21 protein-coding genes and 1 tRNA gene are annotated in these 23,207 nt (G+C 62.1%); 18 read left to right on the forward strand and 4 right to left on the reverse strand.

The annotated features are described in order from the left end of the window. The 9 genes from DOM45_RS08625 (at position 1) to DOM45_RS08665 (ending at position 10,098) form a co-directional block, all read left to right on the forward strand. A complete protein-coding gene (locus tag DOM45_RS08625; RefSeq protein ID WP_110599512.1) occupies positions 1-1,086 on the forward strand; it encodes a glycosyltransferase family 4 protein in 1,086 nt (361 codons plus the stop codon). Further along, positions 1,079-2,296 (forward strand): capsular polysaccharide export protein, LipB/KpsS family, encoded by a 1,218-nt coding sequence (locus DOM45_RS08630; protein ID WP_110599514.1) that lies wholly within the window; start codon positions 1,079-1,081, stop codon positions 2,294-2,296. Before DOM45_RS08625 ends, DOM45_RS08630 begins: the two co-directional genes overlap by 8 nt. Further along, entirely contained in the window at positions 2,296-3,141 is an 846-nt protein-coding gene (gene kdsA / locus DOM45_RS08635; RefSeq protein WP_110599517.1) for a 3-deoxy-8-phosphooctulonate synthase, read from the forward strand. The genes DOM45_RS08630 and kdsA overlap by 1 nt, the downstream gene beginning before the upstream one ends. 20 nt (positions 3,142-3,161) lie before the next feature. Then, the gene (locus DOM45_RS08640) at positions 3,162-3,716 is read left to right on the forward strand and encodes a KdsC family phosphatase (protein ID WP_110599519.1); all 555 of its coding nucleotides are present in this window, start codon (positions 3,162-3,164) and stop codon (positions 3,714-3,716) included. A 313-nt stretch (positions 3,717-4,029) separates the two neighbouring features. Then, a complete protein-coding gene (locus DOM45_RS08645) occupies positions 4,030-4,962 on the forward strand; it encodes a KpsF/GutQ family sugar-phosphate isomerase (RefSeq protein ID WP_110599521.1) in 933 nt (310 codons plus the stop codon). 170 nt (positions 4,963-5,132) lie between these two features. Then, positions 5,133-6,494, forward strand: a complete 1,362-nt coding sequence (locus tag DOM45_RS08650; RefSeq protein ID WP_110599523.1) for an undecaprenyl-phosphate glucose phosphotransferase — start codon at positions 5,133-5,135, stop codon at positions 6,492-6,494. A 134-nt stretch (positions 6,495-6,628) separates the two neighbouring features. Further along, entirely contained in the window at positions 6,629-7,687 is a 1,059-nt protein-coding gene (locus DOM45_RS08655; protein ID WP_157958375.1) for an acyltransferase family protein, read from the forward strand. A gap of 122 nt (positions 7,688-7,809) precedes the next feature. Continuing rightward, positions 7,810-9,777 (forward strand): acyltransferase family protein, encoded by a 1,968-nt coding sequence (locus DOM45_RS08660; protein WP_157958376.1) that lies wholly within the window; start codon positions 7,810-7,812, stop codon positions 9,775-9,777. Positions 9,778-9,897: 120 nt separating this feature from the next. After that, positions 9,898-10,098: a hypothetical protein gene (locus DOM45_RS08665; RefSeq protein ID WP_110599530.1), complete on the forward strand. Its 201-nt coding sequence runs from the start codon at positions 9,898-9,900 to the stop codon at positions 10,096-10,098. Between the two features lie 80 nt (positions 10,099-10,178). Here the strand turns inward: DOM45_RS08665 and DOM45_RS08670 are convergent, their stop codons facing one another. The 3 genes from DOM45_RS08670 to DOM45_RS08680 all read right to left on the reverse strand — a co-directional run bounded on the left by DOM45_RS08670 (position 10,179) and on the right by DOM45_RS08680 (position 13,808). Then, entirely contained in the window at positions 10,179-12,551 is a 2,373-nt protein-coding gene (locus tag DOM45_RS08670) for a right-handed parallel beta-helix repeat-containing protein (RefSeq protein ID WP_157958377.1), read from the reverse strand. A 163-nt stretch (positions 12,552-12,714) separates the two neighbouring features. After that, positions 12,715-13,443 (reverse strand): LrgB family protein, encoded by a 729-nt coding sequence (locus DOM45_RS08675; RefSeq protein ID WP_110599534.1) that lies wholly within the window; start codon positions 13,441-13,443, stop codon positions 12,715-12,717. Further along, a complete protein-coding gene (locus tag DOM45_RS08680; protein WP_110599536.1) occupies positions 13,440-13,808 on the reverse strand; it encodes a CidA/LrgA family protein in 369 nt (122 codons plus the stop codon). Before DOM45_RS08680 ends, DOM45_RS08675 begins: the two co-directional genes overlap by 4 nt. A gap of 266 nt (positions 13,809-14,074) precedes the next feature. On the opposite strand from DOM45_RS08680, the gene DOM45_RS08685 reads away from it, so the two are divergent. Further along, positions 14,075-14,151, forward strand: a tRNA-Pro gene (locus DOM45_RS08685). Between the two features lie 108 nt (positions 14,152-14,259). Here DOM45_RS08685 and DOM45_RS08690 read toward each other — a convergent pair. Continuing rightward, positions 14,260-15,714: an SLC13 family permease gene (locus tag DOM45_RS08690; protein ID WP_110599538.1), complete on the reverse strand. Its 1,455-nt coding sequence runs from the start codon at positions 15,712-15,714 to the stop codon at positions 14,260-14,262. Positions 15,715-15,899: 185 nt separating this feature from the next. Here DOM45_RS08690 and cysQ point away from each other — a divergent pair, with 185 nt between their 5' ends. The 8 genes from cysQ (at position 15,900) to pheS (ending at position 23,181) form a co-directional block, all read left to right on the forward strand. Next, entirely contained in the window at positions 15,900-16,706 is an 807-nt protein-coding gene (gene cysQ / locus DOM45_RS08695; protein ID WP_110599540.1) for a 3'(2'),5'-bisphosphate nucleotidase CysQ, read from the forward strand. Between the two features lie 93 nt (positions 16,707-16,799). Further along, positions 16,800-17,282 carry a DUF2489 domain-containing protein gene (locus DOM45_RS08700; protein WP_110599542.1) on the forward strand — a complete coding sequence of 161 codons (483 nt, stop codon included), beginning with the start codon at positions 16,800-16,802 and terminating at the stop codon, positions 17,280-17,282. Positions 17,283-17,676: 394 nt separating this feature from the next. Then, positions 17,677-18,558 carry an OmpA family protein gene (locus tag DOM45_RS08705; RefSeq protein ID WP_110599544.1) on the forward strand — a complete coding sequence of 294 codons (882 nt, stop codon included), beginning with the start codon at positions 17,677-17,679 and terminating at the stop codon, positions 18,556-18,558. A 297-nt stretch (positions 18,559-18,855) separates the two neighbouring features. Then, a complete protein-coding gene (gene thrS / locus DOM45_RS08710; protein WP_110599546.1) occupies positions 18,856-20,766 on the forward strand; it encodes a threonine--tRNA ligase in 1,911 nt (636 codons plus the stop codon). A 34-nt stretch (positions 20,767-20,800) separates the two neighbouring features. Further along, positions 20,801-21,340 carry a translation initiation factor IF-3 gene (gene infC, locus DOM45_RS08715; RefSeq protein ID WP_083387150.1) on the forward strand — a complete coding sequence of 180 codons (540 nt, stop codon included), beginning with the start codon at positions 20,801-20,803 and terminating at the stop codon, positions 21,338-21,340. A gap of 90 nt (positions 21,341-21,430) precedes the next feature. Further along, the gene (gene rpmI, locus DOM45_RS08720; RefSeq protein ID WP_071230088.1) at positions 21,431-21,625 is read left to right on the forward strand and encodes a 50S ribosomal protein L35; all 195 of its coding nucleotides are present in this window, start codon (positions 21,431-21,433) and stop codon (positions 21,623-21,625) included. A 36-nt stretch (positions 21,626-21,661) separates the two neighbouring features. Beyond that, on the forward strand, positions 21,662-22,012 hold the full coding sequence (rplT, locus tag DOM45_RS08725; RefSeq protein WP_110599548.1) for a 50S ribosomal protein L20: 351 nt from the start codon (positions 21,662-21,664) through the stop codon (positions 22,010-22,012). 149 nt (positions 22,013-22,161) lie between these two features. After that, the gene (gene pheS, locus DOM45_RS08730; RefSeq protein ID WP_110599550.1) at positions 22,162-23,181 is read left to right on the forward strand and encodes a phenylalanine--tRNA ligase subunit alpha; all 1,020 of its coding nucleotides are present in this window, start codon (positions 22,162-22,164) and stop codon (positions 23,179-23,181) included. Positions 23,182-23,207: the final 26 nt, after the last annotated feature.

The raw sequence follows: 23,207 nt of genomic DNA on the forward strand, positions 1-23,207 counted from the left end.
ATGAAAATCATGCATGTGTGCGAGACGGTGACCGGCGGCATCGCCACGTACCTCAACAACGTGGTGGCGGAGCAGGCGCGACGCCCGGAAGTCGAGGCCGTGTCGGTGTTGCTGCCGCTCACCCAGCTCGAGGAGATCAACCTGGGCGACATCGACGGGCTGCAGGGCAAGATCCATATCGTCGGGTTCGAGGGAGCGGGCCGGATCCAGCGACTGAAACATCTTGCGCTGCGTCTGCGCGGCGCGGTGTCCCAGGCGCGCCCCGATGTGGTGCATGTTCACAGTACCTTCGCCGGCTTTCTCTGCCGCACGTTGCCGGTCTCTTTCCACGGCGCCAAGTTGATCTATCAGCCGCATGGGGTCGCGTTCGATCCGCATCGCATCTCCGGCCTCAAGAAACATGGCATCCAGTGGGTGGAGCGAGTGTTGTATCGACGCACCGATGGTGTCGTCGCCATCTCGGAGTATGAGCGCGCACTGCTGGAAGCGGCCGGGATGGGGGACAAGACGCTGCTGATCAAGAACTGTGTGCGCGATACCCGGGAAGCGATCGGCGACGAGCGCAAGGAGGACTTCTATCTGTTCATCGGGCGCTTCGATCGTCAGAAAGGATTCGACCAGCTCCACGCATTCTGGGGCGAGGATCGCCCGCTGCTGAAGATCGTCGGCGGCAACGTCGTCGATTCCGATGCCACGTTCACCCCCCGCGACAACATGGAATTTCTCGGGTGGCAGGACAACACCGCCCTCGACGGGCTGATCGCGCGGGCCAAGGCGCTGATCGTCCCCAGCCGTTGGGAGGGATTCGGGCTGGTGGTCCTGGAAGCGTACCGCAACGCCACGCCGGTGATCTGCTCGAATCGCGGTGCGCTGCCCGAGCTGGTGAGTCATGGCGAGACCGGCTTCGTCTTCGACTTCGACGACTTCCCGGCCTCTCTCTGCGCGGCGATGACGGCCTTCGACCATTGCGACCGACAGGCGATGGGGCGGCGCTGTCGTGAGCGCTACGAGCGGGATTTCTCGCCGGCCAGCATGAATGCCGAACTCTTGAAACTCTACCAGCCTAGTGGGCAGTGCTATGTATAGTCAGGTTCTGATCAACATCTCCAATCCCGAGGATTACCGCTTCTTCAAGCGCGTCTTCGCCGCTCCCGGCGCCGGGGGTTGTCGTGTCGAGTTCGTGGCCAACAACCTGATCATGTATGTCTACCTGACGCTGAAGCGCGAGACGGTGTTCATGCCGCGTCGGGGCCGCGGCCGTACCTGCCGCGAGAACAACTTCAGCATCCTGACCGGCCGCCTGACCCACGCGCAGGCCGACAGGGTCTACTCCGGTTTCGCGGAGTTCATCGAACGCGAGCAACCCAAGCGCCAGTGGGATCTCTATATCCTGCCGAGCGGGCGCCTCGCGTCGCAGTCGGCACTGGCCGATCATGCCCGAGTCAACGGCATCGACGTGCTCTACACCGGCTACGGCAATATCGGCAACAAGACCTTCGCGGATCCGCAGGGTACCGACATGCAGTCCTATCTCTACGAGCATGTGGAGGTGCTCGACGAGTACCCGGTCGATCTCGACGCCTTTCGCCGGTGGAAGCGCGAGTACACCGCCGCACGCATGAAGCGGCACGTGATAGGGCAGGCGCGGAAGCTCGATTTCAAGACCGCGTTCCAGAAATTCGTCCAGGTGGTGGGGTGCCGCCTCGAGGCGATCCTGGGTTACGCCGGCGAGAACGCCTACGGCTTCGACGAGCTCAGCAAGCTCCGCAAGGCGGATGAGGTCGCCCTCGACGAAATGGATTGGGAAACGCCCTACCTGTTCTTCCCGATGCAGGTGAGTACCGATGCCCAGATCATCCTGAACTACCACAAGAATAGCGTGATCGACGGTCTCAAGGAGGCGATCGCGATGGCCAGGGAGAAGGGGCTGAGGCTGGTGGTCAAGCCACATCCGGCGGAGATCAACCAGGCCATCCCGTCGATTCTGGCCGGGCTGCGGGCGGAGCACGGTTTCCTCATCGTCAACGAGAACACCTTCCAGTTGCTGGACCGGGCGGTCGAGGTGGTGACGATCAACTCCACGGTGGGTCTCGAGGCCAAGCTGCTGGACAAGAAGGTGACGTTCCTGGGCAATACCTTCTACGCGCACTTCAGCGAGCGTCGTCTGGCGGCCTACATCGATCACTACCTGGTGAACGAGGACTACTTTCAGGAGACTCCCTTCAGCGAGGCGAATTTCGTTAAGCTAATGGACCGCGCAAGATTGCATTCAATGGATAGAAGTGAGGTGGCTTGATGAAATCCGTATCGGTCGGCGGACTGGCAGTGGCCAACGACGCGCCTTTCACGCTGTTTGGCGGCATCAACGTGCTGGAGGACCTCGACAGCACCTTGAGGGCCTGCGAAGCCTATGTCGAAGTGACCGGAAAACTGGGGATTCCCTACGTGTTCAAGGCCTCTTTCGACAAGGCCAACCGTTCCTCGATTCACTCCTTCCGCGGCGTCGGTCTCGACCAGGGGTTGAAAATCTTCGAGGCGGTCAAGCGCGAATTCGACGTGCCCGTGATCACCGACGTGCATGAGGTGGCGCAGGCCCAGCCCGTCGCCGAGGTCGCCGACGTGATCCAGCTGCCGGCATTTCTGGCCCGCCAGACGGACCTCGTCGTGGCCATGGCGAGGTCCGGCAAGCCGATCAACATCAAGAAACCGCAGTTCCTGAGCCCGGGGCAGGTCAAGAATATCGTCGACAAGTGCGCCGAAGCGGGCAACGAGCAGGTGATCCTGTGTGAACGCGGCAGCTGCTTCGGCTACGACAATCTGGTCGTCGACATGCTGGGCTTTCGCGAGATGATGAACGTCAGCGGCAACGCGCCGGTGATCTTCGACGTGACCCACAGCCTGCAGCGTCGGGATCCGACCAGCGAGGCCTCGGGCGGGCGTCGTCGTCAGGCTCTCGAACTCGCCCGCGCCGGGATGGCCGTGGGGCTGGGCGGGCTGTTCCTCGAGTCGCATCCCGACCCCGACAATGCGCGCTGCGATGGCCCCAGCGCGCTGCCGCTCGACAAGCTGGAACCGTTCCTGGCCCAGATCAAGGCGGTGGACGATCTGGTCAAGAGCCTGCCCCCCGTCGAGATCGACTGATGGAAAGACGAGATCGATCGATGACTCGCCCGGATCTTCGTGACCAGATCGAGCTCGTGCTGTTCGATGTCGATGGCGTGCTGACCGACGGTACGCTGTTGATCGGCCCGGAGGGTGAAGCGCTCAAGCCGTTCAACGTACGTGACGGCGTCGCGATCGGGCTGCTGCGGCAGCACGGCATCAAGAGCGGCGTGCTCTCGGCCAAATCGAGCCAGCCACTGTTGACGCGAGCTACCCAGTTGGGCATGGACGTGATCAAGATCGGCTTCAGTCGCAAGCTCGAAGCCATCCAGCAGATCGCCGAGGAGCAGGGCATCGCCGCCGAGCGTATCGCATTCGCCGGGGACGACATCATCGACATCCCGGTGATGCGGGAGGTCGCTGTGGCCTACGCCCCGGCCGATGCCCACCCCCTGGTTCTCGCGGCCGCCGACCATGTGATGACGACCCCGGGCGGTCGCGGTGTCGCCCGCGAGATCGCCGAGGACCTGCTCCTGGCGCGGGGCCTCGACCTGGCCGGTATGTATACACATATGCTGGGAGATGACGACGCGCTGCGTCGCCTGGTCCAGTAGCACTCCGACGGGAGCGCGCCCGCTTGCGCCTCCCGCCATGCCTCAAGGCACCGGACTCCCCCTCCGGTGCCCGAGTCACCGACCGCCCGGTCGGTGACCCTGACGAGGCCTGGGTCCTCGATCCCTGAAACCCTCAGGTGTCGGAGGCACGGCCCTCGACTCTCGATCCTATCGACATCTTCTTATCGCGAAGTCGCGCGTCCGCGCGCGCTCGAATCATGGGCCCAGATGCCGTCGGTGCGGCGTCATCGGTCCGCCGTCGGCAGTCGGCCGGTTCGGTCTGACAGCTACCCGTGTCAGGGAGGAGCAGTGAATGAATCTGGAATATCTGGAAACGGCACGACAGGTCTTCGTCAAGGAAGCCGAATCGCTTCTGGAGGTTTCCCGCAAGCTCGACAACGACCTGAGCGCCGCCATCGACGCCATCCTGCAGACCCCGGGGCGGGTGATCGTCTGCGGGATGGGAAAATCCGGGATCGTCGGTCGCAAGATAGCGGCGACGCTGGCGAGTACCGGCAGCCCGAGCTTCTTCATGCATCCAGGGGAGGCCTACCACGGCGACCTGGGCATGGTGACGCCCCACGACGTCTTCCTGGCGATCTCCAATTCCGGAGAGACGGAGGAGGTCGTCAAGCTGATCCCGTATCTCAAGGATAACGGCAACTATCTGGTCGGCATGACCGGTAACCGGGGCTCGACGCTGGCGCGCGCTTCCCACAGCCATCTCGATATCGGTGTCGTCGAGGAGGCTTGTCCGCTGCAGCTGGCGCCGACATCGTCGACCACCGCCACGCTGGCGATGGGGGACGCGCTGGCGGTGACGCTGATGAAGGCGCGGGACTTCCAGCCCGAGAACTTCGCCCGATTCCACCCGGGGGGCTCGCTCGGGCGCCGCCTGCTGAGCCGGGTCGAGCACGAGATGCACAGCGACAACCTGCCGGTGGTCAAGGCGGAGGCGGAGGTGCTCGATGTGATCCAGGCGATGTCGCGCGGACAGTTGGGGATGGCGGTGGTCCAGCACAACGACAGTTGGGGCGTCATCACCGATGGCGACATCCGCCGTGCCATCGAGAAATACGGCGAATACGTCTTCTCCAAGAAGGCCTATGACTTCATGACGCCGCAGGCGTCGCGAATTGCTCCAACGGCCCGCGTCGAGGACGCGCTGGTGATGATGGAGTCCAAGAAGATCAATGCCCTGCTGGTCTTCGACAGCGACCGACTGGTGGGGGTTTTCCAGAAATAGCGGGCGGGTTCGGGAGACTGTCCGCCGAAACCCGAGCGTGATTTCCCCGGACGCTTTCAAGGATGGATCTCGACGACGGAGTGTGGAATGACCTTCAAGGATGAGGTTCGGCAACCGTTTTCAACAACAGCTATGTCAAGGGTCATCAGGATGGTATCGGGAGAACGAATATGAAGAGTCTGAATCCTGTCAGGCGGTTGGCACCGTTGATCGACGTCATGGCGATTCTGCTGGCGGGGATTCTCGCCAACGGGATCCGGTTCCAGACGACGCAGCTGGAGAGCGTCAACAAGCTGGTCCTGATCGTGATGGCGCTGGCCGTGGTGCTGATCAACCTGTCGGGTGGCGGTTACAGCAAGTGGCGCTCCACCCGGCTGCGCAGCCGGATCTATCGGCTGCTATGGGTATGGGCCGCGGTATTCGCGGCGGTGAGCATCCTGATGTTCCTGCTCAAGCTGTCGGACGAGGTCTCCCGCCAGTGGCTGGTGTTCACCTTCATGCTGTCGTTCTGCCTGGTCGCCGCCTCCCGGGCGCTGCTGATGATGCTGACGATGTACCACAATGGCAGCATCCGCAATCGACGCAAGGTGTTCCTGGTCGGACCTGAGGAGAATCTGCTCGATGTGGCGCGTTCGTTGCGTCGGCATCAGGAGCAGGGGTATGCGATCGCCGGTGTCTGTCGCGGGCGTGTGCTGCGGGCGGAGAAGGCGCCACGCAACCTGGCTCGCCGGGTGGAGAAGTCGGGTGCCCATGAGGTGTGGATCTGTCTGTCGGTCTCCGAGGGCGAGCATGTCAAGGCGATCATGTACAACCTTCGCCACCTGCCGTTGGAGATTCGCTTCATCCCTCATTTTGCCGACATCCCGCTGCTCAACCATCGCGTCAGCCATATCGCCGGCACCCATGCCATCGATCTGAGTGTCAGCCCGATTGCCGGCAGTGCACTATGGGTCAAGCGGCTCGAGGATATCGTCATCGGCGGGCTGATCCTGCTGCTGATCGCGCCGGTCTGTGCGGCTTGCGCCATCGCCGTCAAGTTTTCCTCCCCCGGCCCGGTGCTGTTCAAGCAGCTGCGTACCGGCGCCAACGGTCAGGACGTTCAGGTCTACAAGTTTCGCTCGATGAAACTGCATCAGGAGGAGAACGGCCAGGTCGCCCAGGCGACGCGGCGGGATCCTCGAATCACGCGGGTCGGCGCGTTTCTGCGCCGTACCTCGCTGGATGAGTTGCCGCAGTTCATCAACGTGATTCAGGGACGCATGTCGATCGTCGGCCCGCGGCCCCACGCCCTGGCGCACAACGAGTACTACAAGGATCTGGTCGAGTCGTACATGCAGCGGCACATGGTGAAACCGGGAATTACCGGCTGGGCCCAGGTTCGCGGTTTCCGCGGTGAGACCGATACGCTGGACAAGATGCAGCACCGCGTCGAGCACGACCTCTGGTACATCAACAACTGGTCCCTGCTGCTGGACCTCAAGATCATCTTCCTGACGGTCTTCAAGGGCTTCACCGGCAACAACGCTTACTGATCCCCCTGTGTCCGGCCGCGGCCGGCGGCCGCAGATCTCTCACATCAAACGCGATCCCACCGCTGCCTTCATCCGCTATGACGTCGGCGGGGCAGGTGTGGCGCGCTTCAACCCAATGCCCAAGGAAAGCTCTCGTGGAACAGACGACGGCAGCACGCTATCGATGGATCGATCTCGTCAGAGGGACGGCGGTCGTCCTGGTGATCGTGCTTCACTCCCAGTACGGGATTTCGATTCGCTATGACGGACTCTGGTCCTGGCTCCCGCTGATGTCGGAATACCTGGCGCCGTTCAGGATGCCGGTGCTGATGTTCCTGTCGGGACTGATGGTGGCGCGGTCGCTCCAGAAAGGGCCGCGCCGGTTCTTTACCGGCAAGCTGAAGAACATCGCTCATCCCTACGTGGTGTGGACCCTGGTCGCCTTCGTGCTCTATTCGCTGCGCTGGGTGCTGATGAACGAACCCATGCCGGATGAGCTGTTTCCGCTGCTGATCCTGCCCTACAACTATCTCTGGTTCCTGTACTGCCTCTTCATCTACTACATCCTCGCTTTCTTCCTGTTCAAGTTGAGTGCCAAGGGCGCGGTCGCGGTGACGCTGGTCGGCTATCTGCTCTATTTCTATCTGGCCCAGCACCTGGCGCCGGACTGGCTGCTGGTGCCGGACGACGACGGCCGGATGGTGCCGACGCTACCGACCAAGATCGTCTTCTATGCGGTCTTCTTCATGCTCGGCGGCTGGCTGGGCGAAAACCTGAGCAGATTCGCCGAGGGTCTCGCGCGGCTGAATCCGATAGTGGTCTGGCTGCTGGTGGCGATCTGCCTGGCGGGCTACCTGCTGCCGCTCCATCCGTTCTCACCGGTCTATCTGCTGATCTCCCTGGCATCGCTGGTGCCGCTGGCGCGTCTCGCCATGCTCGGTTGGGTGCAGCGTTGCACAACCCTGCTGCAGTGGTGCGGGCGCCAGTCGATCGTACTTTTCGTGGCCCACATGCCGATCATCCTGGTGGTCGTCACGGTCCTGTCGAAAGCGATGCCCGACTCGAATGCCAACCTGGTGTTCGCGCTGCTCTTCGCCGTGACCTTTGTCTGCTGTTGTGTTCTGGCGCGGATGTCTCAGCGCTGGGCCGCGGTCAGGTTCCTGTTCGCCTACAACCTGAAGGGGCGCCAGGTCCGGGTCGGGAGCCGAGCCTGACGCCCCTCGGCCAGGGGGAGATCCAGAGGGCCGCCGTCGGCGGTGAGGGTTTGAAAAGTGCTTTCCGCCGGACATTCGCCGTCCCGCGGGAAAGTACTTAGGGAATGGAAAGGAGCCATTCGTTGGGCAAGGAACGTAAGTATCTCTACGAGATTCAGGGGTTGCGGGCCGTCGCGGCCCTGATGGTCGCTGTCTATCACATCTGGATTCAACGCGTCTCGGGCGGCGTCGACGTCTTCTTCGTGGTTGCCGCCTTCTTCGTCGTGGGATCGCTGATACGTCGGGTGCCGCTGTCGTTGGCCGACGTGCTGGATTACTACGGCAAGACGCTGCGCCGGCTGCTCCCGAGCGCGGCGCTGGTGGTGTGCACGACGATTCTGCTGTCGATGTGGTTGATGCCGGACTCGATGTGGCGCAATCAGATCAAGCATGCAATGGCATCGATGCTGTTTCTGGAGAACTGGTCGCTGGCGTTGACCGCCACCGACTATCTCCAGCAGGGGGCACCGCCGTCGCCGTTCCAGCAGCTCTGGGCACTGGCGGTTCAGGTGCAGTTCTATTTCGCGTTTCCGCTGCTGCTCTGGGCAGGGTTGAAGCTAGATGCACGCCGTGGGCGTCGGGACAACCACGCCTGCGTGCTGTTGCTGATGGCGGTCACCGTCCTGTCGCTCTGCTACAGCATCTACATTACCGAGAAGAATCAATCCTGGGCCTATTTCGACACCTTTGCCCGGGCCTGGGAATTCGCCCTCGGTGGGCTGCTTGCGCTCGGGGTGTCGCGGGTCTCGCTGTCACCGCCCGCTGCGAAGGTCCTGGGCTGGATCTCGCTGGTCGTGCTGACGACCTTCGCCCTGTTTCTCGACGTTTCGACCCTGTTCCCCGGCGTCGTCGCCCTGGTGCCTGTGCTTGCCGCGGTCGGAATCGTCATCGCGGCGCGGAATCGGTGCGACATGCGGGTGCTGAACAACCGGTTCGTCGTCTGGTTTGGCGACATGTCGTTTTCGTTCTATCTCTGGCACTGGCCGCTGCTCTCGTTCTATCGCTATGTCACCGGAGAGTTCGACGTTGGCCTCCTCCCGGGGCTGGCAATCATCGGCGGGGCCGGCGTGTTCGCCTTCCTGACGACATGGGGCCTCGAGACGCCGGTGCGGCGCTCGCCGCTGCTGTCTCGCCGCCGCATTAACACCTATGGCGCCTGCGTGCTGTTGATGGCGTTTCCGCTTGCCTCGTTGGCAATGTGGTATCAGGACTATCAAGGACGTAGCGCGGCAGCCAGATCGGAACTCGCGACCTTCCTGCGCGCGCCCGACGTTGCCGATCACGATCTCCAGCCGTCGACCCTGATCGCCAGCCTGGATCTGCCCGCTTCCTCGTTCGATGGTTGCCATCAGAACTATCTGCAGCCCGAGGTCCGGGAGTGTACCTATGGCGATCCGAAAGCGGACTATACGGTCGTGCTCGCGGGCGGCTCCCATGCCCAGCACTGGTTGGCAGCGCTGAAGGTCGCAGCGGAGCGTGAGGCGTTCCGGTTGATCTCGATGACCAAGGGGGCCTGTATGCTATCGACCGATCCGCATGCCCGCTATCAGGTCAACCCCTCCTGTCTGGCATGGAATCGCGAGGCACTCGAGCGCCTCGGCGAGTTGAAACCCGACCTGGTATTCACCACGGCGACTCGGGGGCAGGGGGCGGAGGAGCGCGTGCCAAAGGGATACCGACAAGCCTGGCAGCGGTTGGCCGACGACGACATCGACGTGCTCGCGATTCGCGACAACCCCTGGTACGGCTTCGACGTGCCCAAGTGCGTCGACCTCCAGGATAATCCGAGCGTGGCGTGTTCCATCTCCAGGCGCTCGGTATTGAAGGCGCAATCGCCCACCGGCGAGGTTCACCTGCCGAACGTCCAGTTCGCCGACCTGAGCGATCTCTTCTGCGACGACCAGCGCTGCTCGCCGCTGCGGGACAACGTATTGGTCTACCGCGACGACCATCACATTACCAACACGTTCTCCCATCTGGCGGCAGATCGCATCATCGCGGCGCTGCATCGGGCGGAGTCGACATTCGACGACTCTCCTCGAGGGCGCTGAAACACCTGAGCACCGGCGGGTTACCGCCGGCGCGTCATCCGGTGCTGGCGAGCCGCCCTCGTGCCCGAGCTCCACAGTGCACGCCCCTCATCGATCCCATCAGCCGCAGGAGAGTGTGTCATGCCGAGTCGACGTCAAGTGCTGGCCGCGGGACTGGGCGGCCTGGCGATCATCGTCATGCCGTCCCTGGCCGTGGGAGCCAGCCAGCGATCATCCAAGTCATCTTCGAGGTTACCGGACCCGGCAGGGTGGGTTCAGGAAACCCCGCCCCAGGGTGAGATCCGTCTGCGTCAGGCGGAGGGACTTATCGTGCTGGGCTAGCCCGACATCTCGTAAGGTGGCAAGTGGGCCGGGCTGAAGAGAAACGGTTCGCGAGCGTGGCGACGCTACCGAGGCCCGGCTCAGCGCGGGCGGGTCGCCTTGAGACCAACGCGTAGCCCGCGGTAGCGTGCGATGCCCTCGTTCTGGTCGGTCTCGACGTCGACGGGAGAAAAGCTCAGGTCCCGATTGTTCAGGGCTTCCCACTGGAGCGCCGCGCCACCGGATCGCTGGTTGATATTCAGTGCCACCAGCCGGCTCCCGGCTGTCACCAGGTTGCCGTGGAGGCGGAAGGCGTGGCCGGGCGAGCGGCCCGAGCGGCGGGCGTCGCCGATCAGGATCGAGGTGTCGACGCCAGGCACGTCGATTCGACACTCGATGATGTCGACGATGGTCACGCCCCCGTAGGCGCGCGCCTGAGCCAGCAGCGGTATCACTCCCGACGGCTGTTCGATCGTCGATTCGATGACCCCGCCTTGCCAGCGGGCGTAACTTGCCCCGTTGGGGCCGATGGCGACGAGGGTGTCGCCGTCCGACGCCGGTTTGGTGAATGTGAAGCGGTTATCCTGCAGGTACTGTTCCCGCGCGTTGCTGTGCGCGCGCAGATCCATCACGACGTTATGGTGATTGACGTTGCGGTAGGTGACGTCGACCCAGGAGTCGACCGCCACCAGGCCAAAGCCTTCCCCCTCGTAGACGAAAGATCCGGTATCCAGCACCACATCCTGTTCGAAATCCGGATCCTCGAATCCCGCCAGGCGCCTGAATAGCGTCTTCCCCAGCCCCGGCTTGAAACGCTTCGTCGCGTAGCGCTCGCGCAGCCGTGCCGCTTCGGCGGTCTGCCGCGCATGGAAGTTCTTGATCACGTTGCCGCGGGTCGCGTAGAAGATCGAGATGCCGAAATTGCCGGCATTGACCGAATGGATGCCATCGAACAGGCAGTAGGTGCAGCCTTCGAAATCGAACGCCGTATCACTCACATCTCGGGCGCTGCAGCCGAAGATCTTGACGTTGTGGGCGTTGTTGAAATAGATCGCGCCGTTGGAGCGAGTGCAATGGACGTCGCTGATGTAGCCGTCGCGCAGGCGCCGCATCCAGCGTAGTTCGCCTCCCTTGCCGGGCCTTGCCGATCCTCCCCAGCCGGAAATGTTGCAGTAGTCCATGCGCACATGGGCGATGCTGAAGTCGCTCACGAAGTTGAGCCGCACGGCCACGGCTGCCTTGCCGTCTCCAGGGGTATAGCTGTAACGATCGGCGCCCCCGGTGAGATGGCTGATGCGAATGCCCTGGTTGAGATCGTCCGGGGTGTCGGGATCGAAACCCGCGATGACGGCGTTGTCGGTGGTGGGATCGTCCTCGTGCGCCAGCGAATAGCGGCGGTTGAGCTCCAGTTCGTGGAAGAACTTGATGCCGCCGCAGCGGACGTGATGATTGTCGTGGTAGTCGACGCCGCGCACGCAGACCAGGGTGGCCGCGGCGCTGGCGAAGTCGCTGGCCTCGAAGGTCAGCCCCCGCAGCTCGATGTCGTGGCTGAAGCCGAGGTCGACATCGCCGGCGGGGCGCCCCTCGGCCCAGGCTGCCACCACATGGGGTTCGCGCAGCCAGAACAGGCCGTCGCGAAAAGAGGCGCCGACGTAGTCGCTGACGATGCGACTGTTGGCGAGCGCGCCATCGCCGATGATGCGCGTGCCGGAACAGAGCCGAATCCGCTGACTGCCGACGTAGAGACCGCGACCTGCGGGCAGGCTGGGCAGGTACTTGGTGCGGTAGGGCGTCTTGTCGAGGGTTTCCTGAAGCCAGGCCGATTCGTCCGTGCCGGCGCGACCATCGTCACCGAGGCCGTAATCGGCGCGGAATCCCACCTTGAGCAGATGGACGTCGTGACTGTAATGCTGATACGCCGCGCCATCATCCGCCCACAGCGTGAAATGGTGATGACCGGCGCGCTCGTCGCGCTCGGCATCGCCAGCCAGCCAGGCTCGTTGACCGGCGCGTGACGGGTCGTCCCGGGCCACGCAACGTTTCAGCTCGACATCGACCTCGTCGGCCAGGTCGTGGTGGAACCGGCGGCAGATGACTGCGCAACCGTCGGGTACGCGATGTGCGGGCCAGCGCCTGAGGGTGTCGACCGAGTCGACGACCAGCAGGCGCTGATCGAGCGCCTCGGTCAGGGACTGTTGGCCAGAGGCGGAGTGAACCTCTCCCTGATCGAAGAACTGCGTGTTCAGGCGCTGGTGGCTGTCGTCACTCCGAACCTCGATTCGATAGTGTCCGTTGGGCGCCGCGAACTGGATCTGGCCGTCGTCACCCGCGGAGAAAGGGTTGTCGAGCGGGTCGCCAGCGGCGTCGCGGAGCGTCGCCAGCGGATCGCCATCCTCGAGGGAATAGACGGTGACCCGGGCGTGGGGGATGACTCGGCCGTCGGTACCTTGGGCAAAGAAGGTCTTCAATTCCATATCGTCGTGCACCTGAGCCTAATCCGTTAGTCGCATTATCCGGGCTCGACGTGGACGACGCCTTAGCGAAGCGTTGTTCTTTTGTAAGAGGGATGAGGCATCGGGTAAGTCTCCGGAAAGGCGCTGGCCGACGAACCAGGAAAGGCCGGTTCGACGGGGTGGATCAGAGCCCGAGCAGATGGACCAGCGGAGGCAGCAGGAACGCGGTGGTCAATCCAGAGACCCCCATTGCCAGGCCGGAGAACGCGCCGGCAACCGCGCCCACCGAGGCAAAGCAGTAGGCCGTGCCGAAGCCGTGGGCCGCCAGCCCCATGGAATATCCCTGAATCGTGGGATCGGTAATGCGGGTCAGGCGAAAGATCCAGGGGCCGACGATGCAGCCGATGACGCCGGTGATGAGGACGAGCCCCGCGGTCAGTGACGGGATGCCTCCCAGTTTCTCGGCGATGCCCATGGCGATCGGTGAGGTGACCGATTTCGGTGCCAGCGAGAGTACCGTTTCGGTGTTGGCACCCAGGGCCATGGCGACCCCCACGGCGGAGATCACCGCCGTGGCCACGCCGGTGATCGTGCCGATGACGATGGGCCGGAGCATTCGGCGCACCCGCTCCCGATGGTCGTAGAGCGGAATGGCCAGGGCCACGGTGGCCGGCCCCAGCAGGAAATGCAGAAACTGGGCGCCCTGGAAGTAGGTGGCGTAGTCCGTGCCGGTGAACAGCAGAAAGCCGATCAGCAGCGCGATGGTGACGATGACGGGGTGCAGCAGTGGGGTGCCGCCAGCCCAGCGGTTGATATAGGTGGCGAGAATGAAGGCCAGCAGCGTGGCGAAGAGGTGCAGCAGGGGGGAGGCGGAGAGATAGACCCATATCTGCTCGAGCCCGAGAGTGTTCATGCCTCGTTCTCCTTGGCGGGTTGGCGCTGGCGGGCGGTGCGCTGGAGGATCTGGCTGGTCACGAGAATCGTCACCGAGGTCGAGGCGATCAGGGTGGCGATCAGAATCCAGATCTCCTGGCGAATCAGGCCGAAGTGCTGGATCAAGCCGACGCCGGCAGGCACGAACAGCAGCGTGAGGTACTTGAGCAGACCTTCGCCTATCACCCTCAGGCTGGCGGGGACGCTGCCGCGGATCAGCAGCCCGATCAACAGCACCAGCATGCCCAGGACCGGCCCGGGAACCGGCAGGGAGAGCGCCCGGCTGATGACTTCTCCCAGGAACTGGCAGCCGAGCAGAATGCACATACCGATGATCAACGACATGATGCCACCTTGTTAGACTTTGGTCTCGATATCGGCGAATTGTACCCATGGCTGGCCATGGAGACGAGGCCTACGCTCAGCGCCTCCATCCCGCCAGGCGCGTATCACAGCCACCGCGATGGCCTTGCTGCCGCGCCTGGCTTGTGTCGAGGAGGTTTTCGCAACCGATTGAAAAAAAAGCCTTAAGAAGCGCTTTTCATTTGCGGGGACGCAAGGTAGTATACGCAGCGTTTCACGGGGACTGCCGCTGGTGGCCCTGTCGAAATCGGAGCGTGGCGCAGCTTGGTAGCGCGCTGCAATGGGGTTGCAGAGGTCGCAGGTTCGAATCCTGTCGCTCCGACCAGATACGAGAAAAAGGCCGCCGGAGACTCTCCGACGGCCTTTTTTTGTTGCCTCGCTTTGCAGGGGGAGCCGGCACCGCAGTGGGGCCATGATGCCGGCTTCGGTGCACCTATAGCCAGACCAGCTCGATCAATCCCAGGCAGATCAGCGTGACCACCACGGTCCCGGCGACGTTCAGGAAGAAGCCGGCGCGGATCATCGATTGGATCGTCATTCGGCCCGTGGCGAACACGATGGCGTTGGGTGGGGTGGCCACCGGCATCATGAAGGCACAGCTGGCGGCGATGGCGGCGGGCACCGTAATCAGCAGGGGATCGACCCCCAGCGATATCGCCAGGGCGCCGAGCAGCGGCAGGAACGCAGCGGCCGTTGCCGTGTTCGACGTCAGTTCGGTAAGGAAAATGATCACCAGCGTGATCACCCCGATCAGAAGAAGAAGCGGCAAGTTGCCGAAGACGGTGAGTTGATTGGCAATCCAGTCAGCCAGGCCGGAGCTGCTGATCGAACTGGCCAGGGCGAGGCCCCCGCCGAACAGCAGCAGAATTCCCCATGGGAGATCCCGGGCGTCCTCCCACAGCAGTAGCGGACGATGCCGCTCACTGCCGCTCGGAATCAGGAACAACCCGACACCGGCCAGCAGTGCGACCGAAGTGTCCGAGAGCCATTCGACGCCCCAATCGTTGAGTAGCGGTCGCGTGACCCAGGCCAGCGCGGCCAGGAGAAAGACGACGCCGACGCGTTTTTCGGCCGGTTTCATCTCGCCGAGCTTGGCCAGTTCGTCGCCAATGACGTCGCCGTTGTCATCATCGAGCTTGAGTTTGAAGCCGCCCCGGGTCAGCCACCACCAGGCTACCGCCATCATCACCACGCTGACGGGAAGGCCGATCACCATCCATTGCGCGAACCCAAGCTCGATATCCTGCTCGCTGGACAGGTAGCCCGCGAGTATGGCATTTGGCGGGGTGCCGATGAGCGTCGCGATGCCGCCAATGCTGGCGGAATAGGCGATGGCCAGCAGCAGGGCCGTGGCGTATCGTTTCACGTCTTCCGATTCCGCGTCGGCGAACAGGGACACCACCGACATGCCGATGGGCAGCATCATGATGGCGGTCGCGGTATTGGAAACCCACATGCTGATGAACCCGGTGGCCAGCATGAAGCCGGCGATCTGCTGCCTGGGTTTCTGGCCGACGACGTCAAGAATGCGCAACGCAATGCGACGGTGGAGGTTCCATCGCTGCATGGCGATCCCCAGCAGGAAGCCGCCGAGAAACAGAAAGATGGTGGGGTTGGCGTAGCTGGCGGCCGTTCCCTTGAGATCGGCGATGCCGAGCGCGGGAGCCAGCGGGATGGGGAGTAGCGAAGTCGCTGGAATCGGGATCGCCTCGGTCGCCCACCAGGTCGCCAGCAGCAGCGCCAGGCCCACGCAGTGCCAGGCTGCGGGCTCCATACCGACGGGGGCTGGCAGCAGCTGTGTCGCGACGACCCAGAGCGGCCCGAGAACCAGGCCGACCCGGGCGGCCATCGAAGGCGCTTCGGATGCTTGATCGGATGCTTCCGTCATCGTGTGAATTCCTTGTCCATAGGCGGGGTGATCTCCATTCTACTTAAGACGTAGATGACTCCGAGCCTGCCGGGTCTTAGTCTTTGGTCTAACTCGGTGGCGGGATAGTTAATGGTGACTCGCTTTGCCAACGACGATCGACTGGCCCGATCGCCAATCGATCTCCTTGTTAGAAGAGCTGACTGATGAACGTATCGCTGCAATCCTTGATTGACCCTCTTGTCGCCCTGGTCAGGGAGGCCGGAGCCGCTATCGAAGCGGTCGGGCATGGTGCCCTCGATACGCAGCGAAAGGTGGACGACAGCCCGGTCACGGCCGCCGACCTGGCCGCTCACCAAGTGCTCGTCGAGGGGCTGCCGTCGATTGGCTCTCGCGACTGGCCCATCCTGTCCGAGGAGTCGGCCTCCATCCCATGGTCGGAGCGTCGCGGATGGTCCACCTACTGGCTGGTCGATCCATTGGACGGCACCAAGGAGTTCATTCGCGGCTCGGACCAGTACTCCGTCAATGTGGCCCTGATCGACAACAACCTTCCCGTGCTGGGGGTGATCGGAAAGCCGCGCACCGGCGAGATATGGGTCGGTGAGCCGGCTCGAGGAGCCTGGTACCAGGCGAGTGATGGCGGGGCCTGGGAGTCGCTGCAGGTCCGCTCACACAGCCCCTTGCGGCTCGTCGTCAGCCGTTTTCACCGAGGGGCGAGCACCCGGCGCCTGATCGAGTCACTGGGCAATGTCGAAGTCGAGGAACTGGGCAGTTCGCTCAAGTGCTGCCGGGTGGCGGAGGGTCTGGCCGATCTCTATCCTAGGTTCGGTCCAACCAGCGAGTGGGATACTGCCGCGGCGCAGGCCGTGCTGGAAGGCGCCGGCGGACATCTTGTCGATTGCCACTCCTGGAGAGCGCTACGCTACAATGCCGGGGATAGCCTGCTGAATCCGGCCTTCGTGGCCTGCGCCTCCTTGGATGGCGTGTGGCGGGACGTCTGGCCGGATTGACTGACAACCCTGGGGCGCCGTCACGAGAGCGTCGTGGCGCCGGTGTCTCGGAAACCTCGATGACCACATCACCAGAAGGCGGCTTTCTCTCTCATGTCCTTGTCACTTGCGGTAGGGCTTTCACTCCTGGCCATTCTCGTCATCGTTGCGCTGTCCGTTTATGCGTGGCGACTTTGGCGTGAGGTCGAGCGGCGCAAAGTGCGCCGGGAGGAGGAAGTCGCGCGCGCCAATCGGAATTGCATCGAGAGCCTGCAGGCGCTGTCGCAGGCCATGCTCGAACGCCAGGTGGACATGGTCGAGGGCGCGTTACGCTGTAAAGTGCTGCTCGATATCATCGATCACCGCCTGACCGAGCGGGATGGCTGGAGAGTGTTCCGCGAAGTGCAGGCCGAAGCGGAGCATCTGCACACCCATCAGGCCCGGCGCGAACTGTCGCCGAAAGACCGCCATCGAGAGGACAAGGAGCGCGAAGCCATTGCGGCCAGGCATGAGCACAGTCTTCACCATGCGGCGGCGGCGCTGCAGGCTTTCTGCCTCGAGTGGTCGGGGCGCGACGCTTCCCGCGCCGCGAACTGAGATGCGGGGCTTCGGTCAGCGAGACTTGTTATTCGGTCACGACGCGAAAGTGTAATAGGCGCACGCTGCGTCCTTGATGCGAAAGGATAGGGATTAAAAAGCGAAGTTTTCGCTAATCCACTTTGCCAATCTTGGAAATGATGCTAAAAAAGAACAGTGTTTCCCGACACGGGTTTGCATCTCGGGCTGGAATCGATAATGCTGTTACGGAGCTGCAAAGAAAAGGGACAATGGGAACATTGACCACTGCTCAAGTCGACGCGAATGACGGTCGCCGAGAGATTTCTTTGTCGTTGGGGAAGGAACACCTTTCTCTTGACGAATTCGGCTTCTATACTCGAAGCCGCTGGGTAACGCCCGTTACGACTAGCGCTGTGTTAAGAAGGAGTCTTACATGAAAAAATCAACGACTGGCCTGCTACTGGGTTCCGCTCTGGTAGTCGGTCTCTCTGGTTGTGCCAGTTCCGGTATGGAATCCACCGGTAGCTCGTCAGACCAGGCTTGGTATCAGTCCCCGTTCGTCTGCGGCATCGCCGGCGGCCTGATCGGTGGTGGCATCGGTTACGCGACCAGCAGCGATTCCGACGAAGATACCGGTGCTGCAGTCGGTGGCGTTGCCGGTGCAACCGCCGGTGCGCTGCTTTGCGCCGACTATTCCTCGAACGTCATGGATAGCGATGGCGACGGCGTGCCCGACGATCGCGACCAGTGCCCGAATACGCCGGCTGGCGTAGCGGTCGACGCCGTGGGTTGTCCGCTCGACACCGACGGTGACGGCGTGCCGGACTACATGGACCAGTGCCCGGGAACTCCGGCCGGCGTTGAAGTCAACGCTCAGGGCTGCCCGCTGGATTCCGACGGTGACGGCGTGCCGGACTATCAGGACCAGTGCCCGAACACCCCGGCTGGCGCAGAAGTCAACTCGCTGGGTTGCGAGGAAGACCTCGTGCTGCGTGACGTCAACTTCGAATTCGATTCAGCCAAGTTGACCCCCAGCGCTGAAGCCATCCTGGATGGCATCTCCGAGAAGCTGATGGCCAACGACCAGCTGCGCATCCGCCTTGAAGGCTTCACCGACTCCGTCGGTCCTGCGGCCTACAACAAGGAGCTGTCACAGCGTCGTGCCGACTCCGTCAAGGCCTACCTGGTCAACAAGGGCTTCTCTGCCAGTAACATCACCACTATCGGTTACGGTGAAGAGCAGCCGATCGCCAGCAACGATACCGCTGAAGGTCGTGCTCAGAACCGTCGCGTCGAACTGGGCGAGTGGGAATAAGTCTCTTCCCGACACGCTTCTGACGTGATTTTGAGGGCGCCTTCGGGCGCCCTCAATGTTTGTAGCAACAAAATGGTTGGACCTGGGGCGCCTGGCCGTTCACGGATGGTCAAGCGGCTTCCCCGCTGCTAGTCTACTGCTCCTCGTAATTGCCGAAGGGCGATGCCAATCCACCTCCCTCGCGTATCGGTCGGCCTGCCCGTATGCAGGTCCTGTCGCATGGAGGGGGTGTTCTGTTGATCGATCGAGTTCATGTGGTCTTTGGTGTGGACCACCACTGAATGTAAGGATGTTTTGATGCCTATTGTGACACTGCCCGACGGCAGTCAAAGAACGTTTGAAGAACCCATTACCGTGATGCAGCTGGCCGAATCCATCGGCCCTGGGCTGGCCAAGGCCTGCATCGCGGGAAAGATAGACGGCGTTGAAGTCGATGCCGCCGACGTCATCGACCGTGACGCCGAGGTGGCGATTCTGACCGCCCGCGACGAAGAGGGGGTCGCGATCATTCGTCACTCGTGCGCCCACCTGCTGGGGCATGCGGTGAAGCAGTTGTATCCGGACGCCAAAATGGCCATCGGTCCGGTGATCGATGACGGTTTCTACTACGACATCGATTTTGCAACCTCGCTCTCTTCCGAGGACCTGGAGGCCATCGAGGCGCGGATGAAATCGCTCATCGAGCAGGAGTACGATGTCGTTCGAGAGTATGTCGATCGCTCTGAAGCCCTGTCGGTCTTCGTGTCCCGAGACGAGCCTTACAAGCAGGAGATCGTCGAGGGTATTCCTGAGAACGAGACCATTCGTCTCTATCATCACCAGGAATACATCGACATGTGTCGCGGCCCCCACGTGCCGAACACTCGCCACCTCAAGGCGTTCAAGCTGACCAAGCTGGCCGGTGCCTATTGGCGTGGCGATGCATCGAAGCGCATGTTGACGAGGATCTACGGCACGGCCTGGGGCGACAAGAAAGCGCTGAAGGCGTACCTGACTCGGCTGGAGGAGGCCGAGAAGCGCGATCACCGCAAGCTGGCACGGCGTTTCGACTTCTTCCACATGCAGGAAGAAGCGCCAGGCATGGTGTTCTGGCACCCTCGCGGTTGGACGCTTTGGCAAGTCGTCGAGCAGTACATGCGAGGCGTCTACAAGCGTAGCGGGTATCAGGAGATCAAGTGCCCCCAGGTGATGGACGTGTCGCTGTGGAAGAAGTCCGGGCACTGGGACAACTATGCCGACAACATGTTCTTCACCGAGTCGGAAAAGCGTGAGTATGCGCTCAAGCCGATGAACTGCCCTGGGCATGTCCAGGTGTTCAATTCGGGCTTGCGCAGCTATCGTGAGTTGCCGATTCGCTATGGCGAGTTCGGTGGCTGCCATCGCAACGAGCCTTCGGGCGCCTTACACGGTATCATGCGGGTCAGAGCATTCACTCAGGACGATGGGCATGTCTTCTGTACCGAGGGGCAGATCGAGCCCGAGGTGACTGCCTTTCATCGCCAGGCGCTCGAGGTCTATGGTGACTTCGGCTTCGAGGATATCGCCGTCAAGATCGCGCTGCGCCCCGACAAGCGCCTCGGCAGTGACGAGACGTGGGATCGTGCGGAGGATGCACTTCGCGCAGCGCTTAGCAACTGCGACGTCGAGTGGCAGGAGCTGCCTGGCGAGGGCGCTTTCTATGGCCCGAAGATCGAATACCACATGAAGGACTGCCTGGGGCGTGAGTGGCAGGTCGGAACCATGCAGGTCGACTTCATGATGCCGAGTCGCCTGGGAGCACAGTACGTCGCCGAAGATGGCTCGCGTCAGGTGCCGGTCATGCTGCATCGTGCCATCGTGGGCTCGATGGAGCGTTTTGTCGGTATCTTGATCGAACATTATGCCGGGGCCTTGCCCTTGTGGCTCTCTCCGGTCCAGGCTGTGGTGCTCAATATCACGGATGCTCAGCGTGATTATGCCGAAAAACTCGCCAAACGCTTGCGTGAAGCGGGTTTCCGGGTCGAGTCGGACTTGAGGAATGAGAAGATCGGCTTTAAAATCCGCGAGCATACGCTGCAGAAGATTCCTTATCTGCTGGTTGTCGGCGATAAGGAAGTCGAATCGGGTGCCGTTGCAGTGCGTACTCGGTCCGGTGAGGATCTTGGGTCGCTATCGGTGGAGGCGCTGCTGGCGCAGCTCCAGCGAGATGGCCAGCCGGACAGGCACTGAGCAGCAACGTTAATCGCCAAACGGAGATCTAACGATCAAGCGTAATAATCAGCGCGGGCGCCCTCAGGAAAAGCGCGCGCCCATCAACGACCGTATTCGTGCAGACGAAGTTCGCCTTATCGATGCCGAGGGCGAACAGGTGGGAGTCGTTCCCATGCAAGAGGCGCTGGAACGCGCCGAGGAAGCCGGAATGGATCTCGTTCAGATTTCCAATGCCGATCCCATCGTCTGTAAAATCATGGACTACGGCAAGTTCCTCTTCGAGCAGAAGAAGCAGAAGTCTGCTCAGAAGAAGAAGACCAAACAGATCCAGGTCAAGGAAGTCAAATTCCGGCCTGGCACGGACGAGGGTGACTATCAGGTGAAGTTGAAAAACCTGATACGTTTCCTCGAAGGTGGCGACAAGGGTAAGGTCACGTTGCGTTTTCGGGGTCGTGAAATGGCACACCAGGACATCGGTCGTCGACTGATGGAACGGATTGCCGCCGATCTCGAAGAGCTGGCCGCTGTCGAGTCCTTCCCCAAGATGGAAGGTCGGCAGATGATCATGATCCTTGCGCCCAAGAAGAAGTGATCCGCTGGCAAGTCGAACGGGGCGTGGCGAGTGCGAACTCGTCACGTCCGGCCTCGGGTTTTCTCAATAAAACGGAGTGGAGTTTTTCCCATGCCGAAAATCAAGAGCAACAGTGGCGCTGCCAAGCGCTTCAAGAAGACTGGTAACGGCTTCAAGCACAAGCAGTCTTTTCGTAGTCACATCCTGACCAAGAAGTCCACCAAGCGTAAGCGTCAGTTGCGTGGCATGAAGCAGGTACACGCTGCCGACAAGCAGCTCGTCACCCGCATGCTGCCCAACCTGTAACACTTGGTCGTCAGTCTTTAACGTCAGGAGAGTACTATGTCTCGCGTCAAGCGTGGTGTCGTCGCACGTCGTCGTCACAAGAAGATCATGAAGCAGGCCAAGGGCTATTACGGTGCGCGCTCGCGCGTTTTCCGCGTAGCCAAGCAGGCCGTTATCAAAGCCGGGCAGTATGCGTATCGCGACCGCCGCCAGCGCAAGCGTCAATTCCGCGCTCTGTGGATTACGCGTATCAATGCGGCGGCTCGCGTCAACGGCATGTCCTACAGTCGTTTCGTGGCGGGTCTGAAGAAGGCCGGCATCGAGATCGACCGCAAGGTGCTGGCTGATCTGGCAGTTCACGAAAAAGCGACCTTTACGGCGCTCGTCGAGAAAGCCAAAGCTGCATAAGCGGGTCATGCCTTGCCTTTGACGGGCAATGCGTTGTACGACCGATCCAGGGGAAGAGCAGCTGCTCTTCCCCTGTTTTTTTATACCGTTTTGCTGCGTGGCCCATGACAGGTGGCGCGGCATGCCGAACGACAAGCGGAGCTCGACGGATGGATCATCTCCCTGCCCTGGTAAACGAGGCGAGAGCGGCGATCGCCGCTGCCGAAGACGCCCAAGCCCTGGACCAGGTGCGCGTGCGTTTTCTGGGCAAGAAAGGCGAGATCACGGCTTTGCTGAAGGGGCTGGGTCGGCTTTCCGCCGAAGAGCGCCCGGCGGCCGGTGAGCGCATCAACGAAGCCAAGCAGGCCTTGCAGGCGGACCTCGATCAGCGCAAGCAGGTGATCGATGAGGCTGCGTTGGCGGCCCAGCTCGAGGCCGAGCGCATCGATGTCACGCTCCCGGGGCGGGGCGAGGTCAACGGCGGCCTGCACCCCGTGACCAGAACGCTGGAGCGCATCGAGTCGCTGTTTCAGCATATCGGTTTCGAGGTCGCCGTCGGTCCGGAGATCGAGGACGATTTCCATAACTTCGAAGCGCTCAACATCCCCGCCCACCATCCCGCCCGCGGCATGGCGGACACGTTCTATTTCGACGCGACACGTCTTCTTCGAACCCACACCTCGCCGGTTCAGGTTCGCACCATGCAGTCCCAGGAGCCGCCGATCCGCATCGTCTGTCCCGGTCGTGTCTATCGTAGCGACTCCGATCTGACGCACACGCCGATGTTTCACCAGGTGGAGGGGTTGCTGGTCGACGAAGGTGTCAGCTTCGCCGACCTCAAGGGTACGATTGCCGACTTCCTGCATGCGTTCTTCGAGCGTGATGACCTGGAAGTGCGGTTTCGACCCTCCTATTTCCCCTTTACCGAACCGTCTGCCGAGGTCGATATCCAGTGCGTGATGTGCCGGGGCGAGGGTTGTCGAGTCTGTTCCCAGAGTGGCTGGCTGGAGGTGATGGGTTGCGGCATGGTGCATCCGGCAGTATTCCGTCACTCGGGCATCGATCCGGAGCGCTATACAGGCTTCGCTTTCGGGATGGGAGCCGAGCGCTTGGCGATGCTGCGCTATGGCGTGAACGACCTCCGGTTGTTCTTCGATAACGACCTGCGTTTTCTGAGTCAGTTCAACTGAGTCCACCGCCCAGTCAAGGAGTGTCA

The sequence above is a fragment of the Salinicola lusitanus genome (genome assembly GCF_003206045.1).
GTDB classification, from domain to species: domain Bacteria; phylum Pseudomonadota; class Gammaproteobacteria; order Pseudomonadales; family Halomonadaceae; genus Salinicola; species Salinicola lusitanus.

Bases quoted from the DNA above. Each gene is read 5' to 3' on its own strand.
- DOM45_RS08625 (WP_110599512.1), top strand. From the start codon at position 1: ATGAAAATCATGCATGTGTGCGAGACGGTGACCGGCGGCATCGCCACG.
- DOM45_RS08630 (WP_110599514.1), top strand. From the start codon at position 1,079: ATGTATAGTCAGGTTCTGATCAACATCTCCAATCCCGAGGATTACCGC.
- kdsA (WP_110599517.1), top strand. From the start codon at position 2,296: ATGAAATCCGTATCGGTCGGCGGACTGGCAGTGGCCAACGACGCGCCT.
- DOM45_RS08640 (WP_110599519.1), top strand. From the start codon at position 3,162: ATGACTCGCCCGGATCTTCGTGACCAGATCGAGCTCGTGCTGTTCGAT.
- DOM45_RS08645 (WP_110599521.1), top strand. From the start codon at position 4,030: ATGAATCTGGAATATCTGGAAACGGCACGACAGGTCTTCGTCAAGGAA.
- DOM45_RS08650 (WP_110599523.1), top strand. From the start codon at position 5,133: ATGAAGAGTCTGAATCCTGTCAGGCGGTTGGCACCGTTGATCGACGTC.
- DOM45_RS08665 (WP_110599530.1), top strand. From the start codon at position 9,898: ATGCCGAGTCGACGTCAAGTGCTGGCCGCGGGACTGGGCGGCCTGGCG.
- DOM45_RS08670 (WP_157958377.1), bottom strand. From the start codon at position 12,551: ATGGAATTGAAGACCTTCTTTGCCCAAGGTACCGACGGCCGAGTCATC.
- DOM45_RS08675 (WP_110599534.1), bottom strand. From the start codon at position 13,443: ATGAACACTCTCGGGCTCGAGCAGATATGGGTCTATCTCTCCGCCTCC.
- DOM45_RS08680 (WP_110599536.1), bottom strand. From the start codon at position 13,808: ATGTCGTTGATCATCGGTATGTGCATTCTGCTCGGCTGCCAGTTCCTG.
- DOM45_RS08690 (WP_110599538.1), bottom strand. From the start codon at position 15,714: ATGACGGAAGCATCCGATCAAGCATCCGAAGCGCCTTCGATGGCCGCC.
- cysQ (WP_110599540.1), top strand. From the start codon at position 15,900: ATGAACGTATCGCTGCAATCCTTGATTGACCCTCTTGTCGCCCTGGTC.
- DOM45_RS08700 (WP_110599542.1), top strand. From the start codon at position 16,800: ATGTCCTTGTCACTTGCGGTAGGGCTTTCACTCCTGGCCATTCTCGTC.
- DOM45_RS08705 (WP_110599544.1), top strand. From the start codon at position 17,677: ATGAAAAAATCAACGACTGGCCTGCTACTGGGTTCCGCTCTGGTAGTC.
- thrS (WP_110599546.1), top strand. From the start codon at position 18,856: ATGCCTATTGTGACACTGCCCGACGGCAGTCAAAGAACGTTTGAAGAA.
- rpmI (WP_071230088.1), top strand. From the start codon at position 21,431: ATGCCGAAAATCAAGAGCAACAGTGGCGCTGCCAAGCGCTTCAAGAAG.
- rplT (WP_110599548.1), top strand. From the start codon at position 21,662: ATGTCTCGCGTCAAGCGTGGTGTCGTCGCACGTCGTCGTCACAAGAAG.
- pheS (WP_110599550.1), top strand. From the start codon at position 22,162: ATGGATCATCTCCCTGCCCTGGTAAACGAGGCGAGAGCGGCGATCGCC.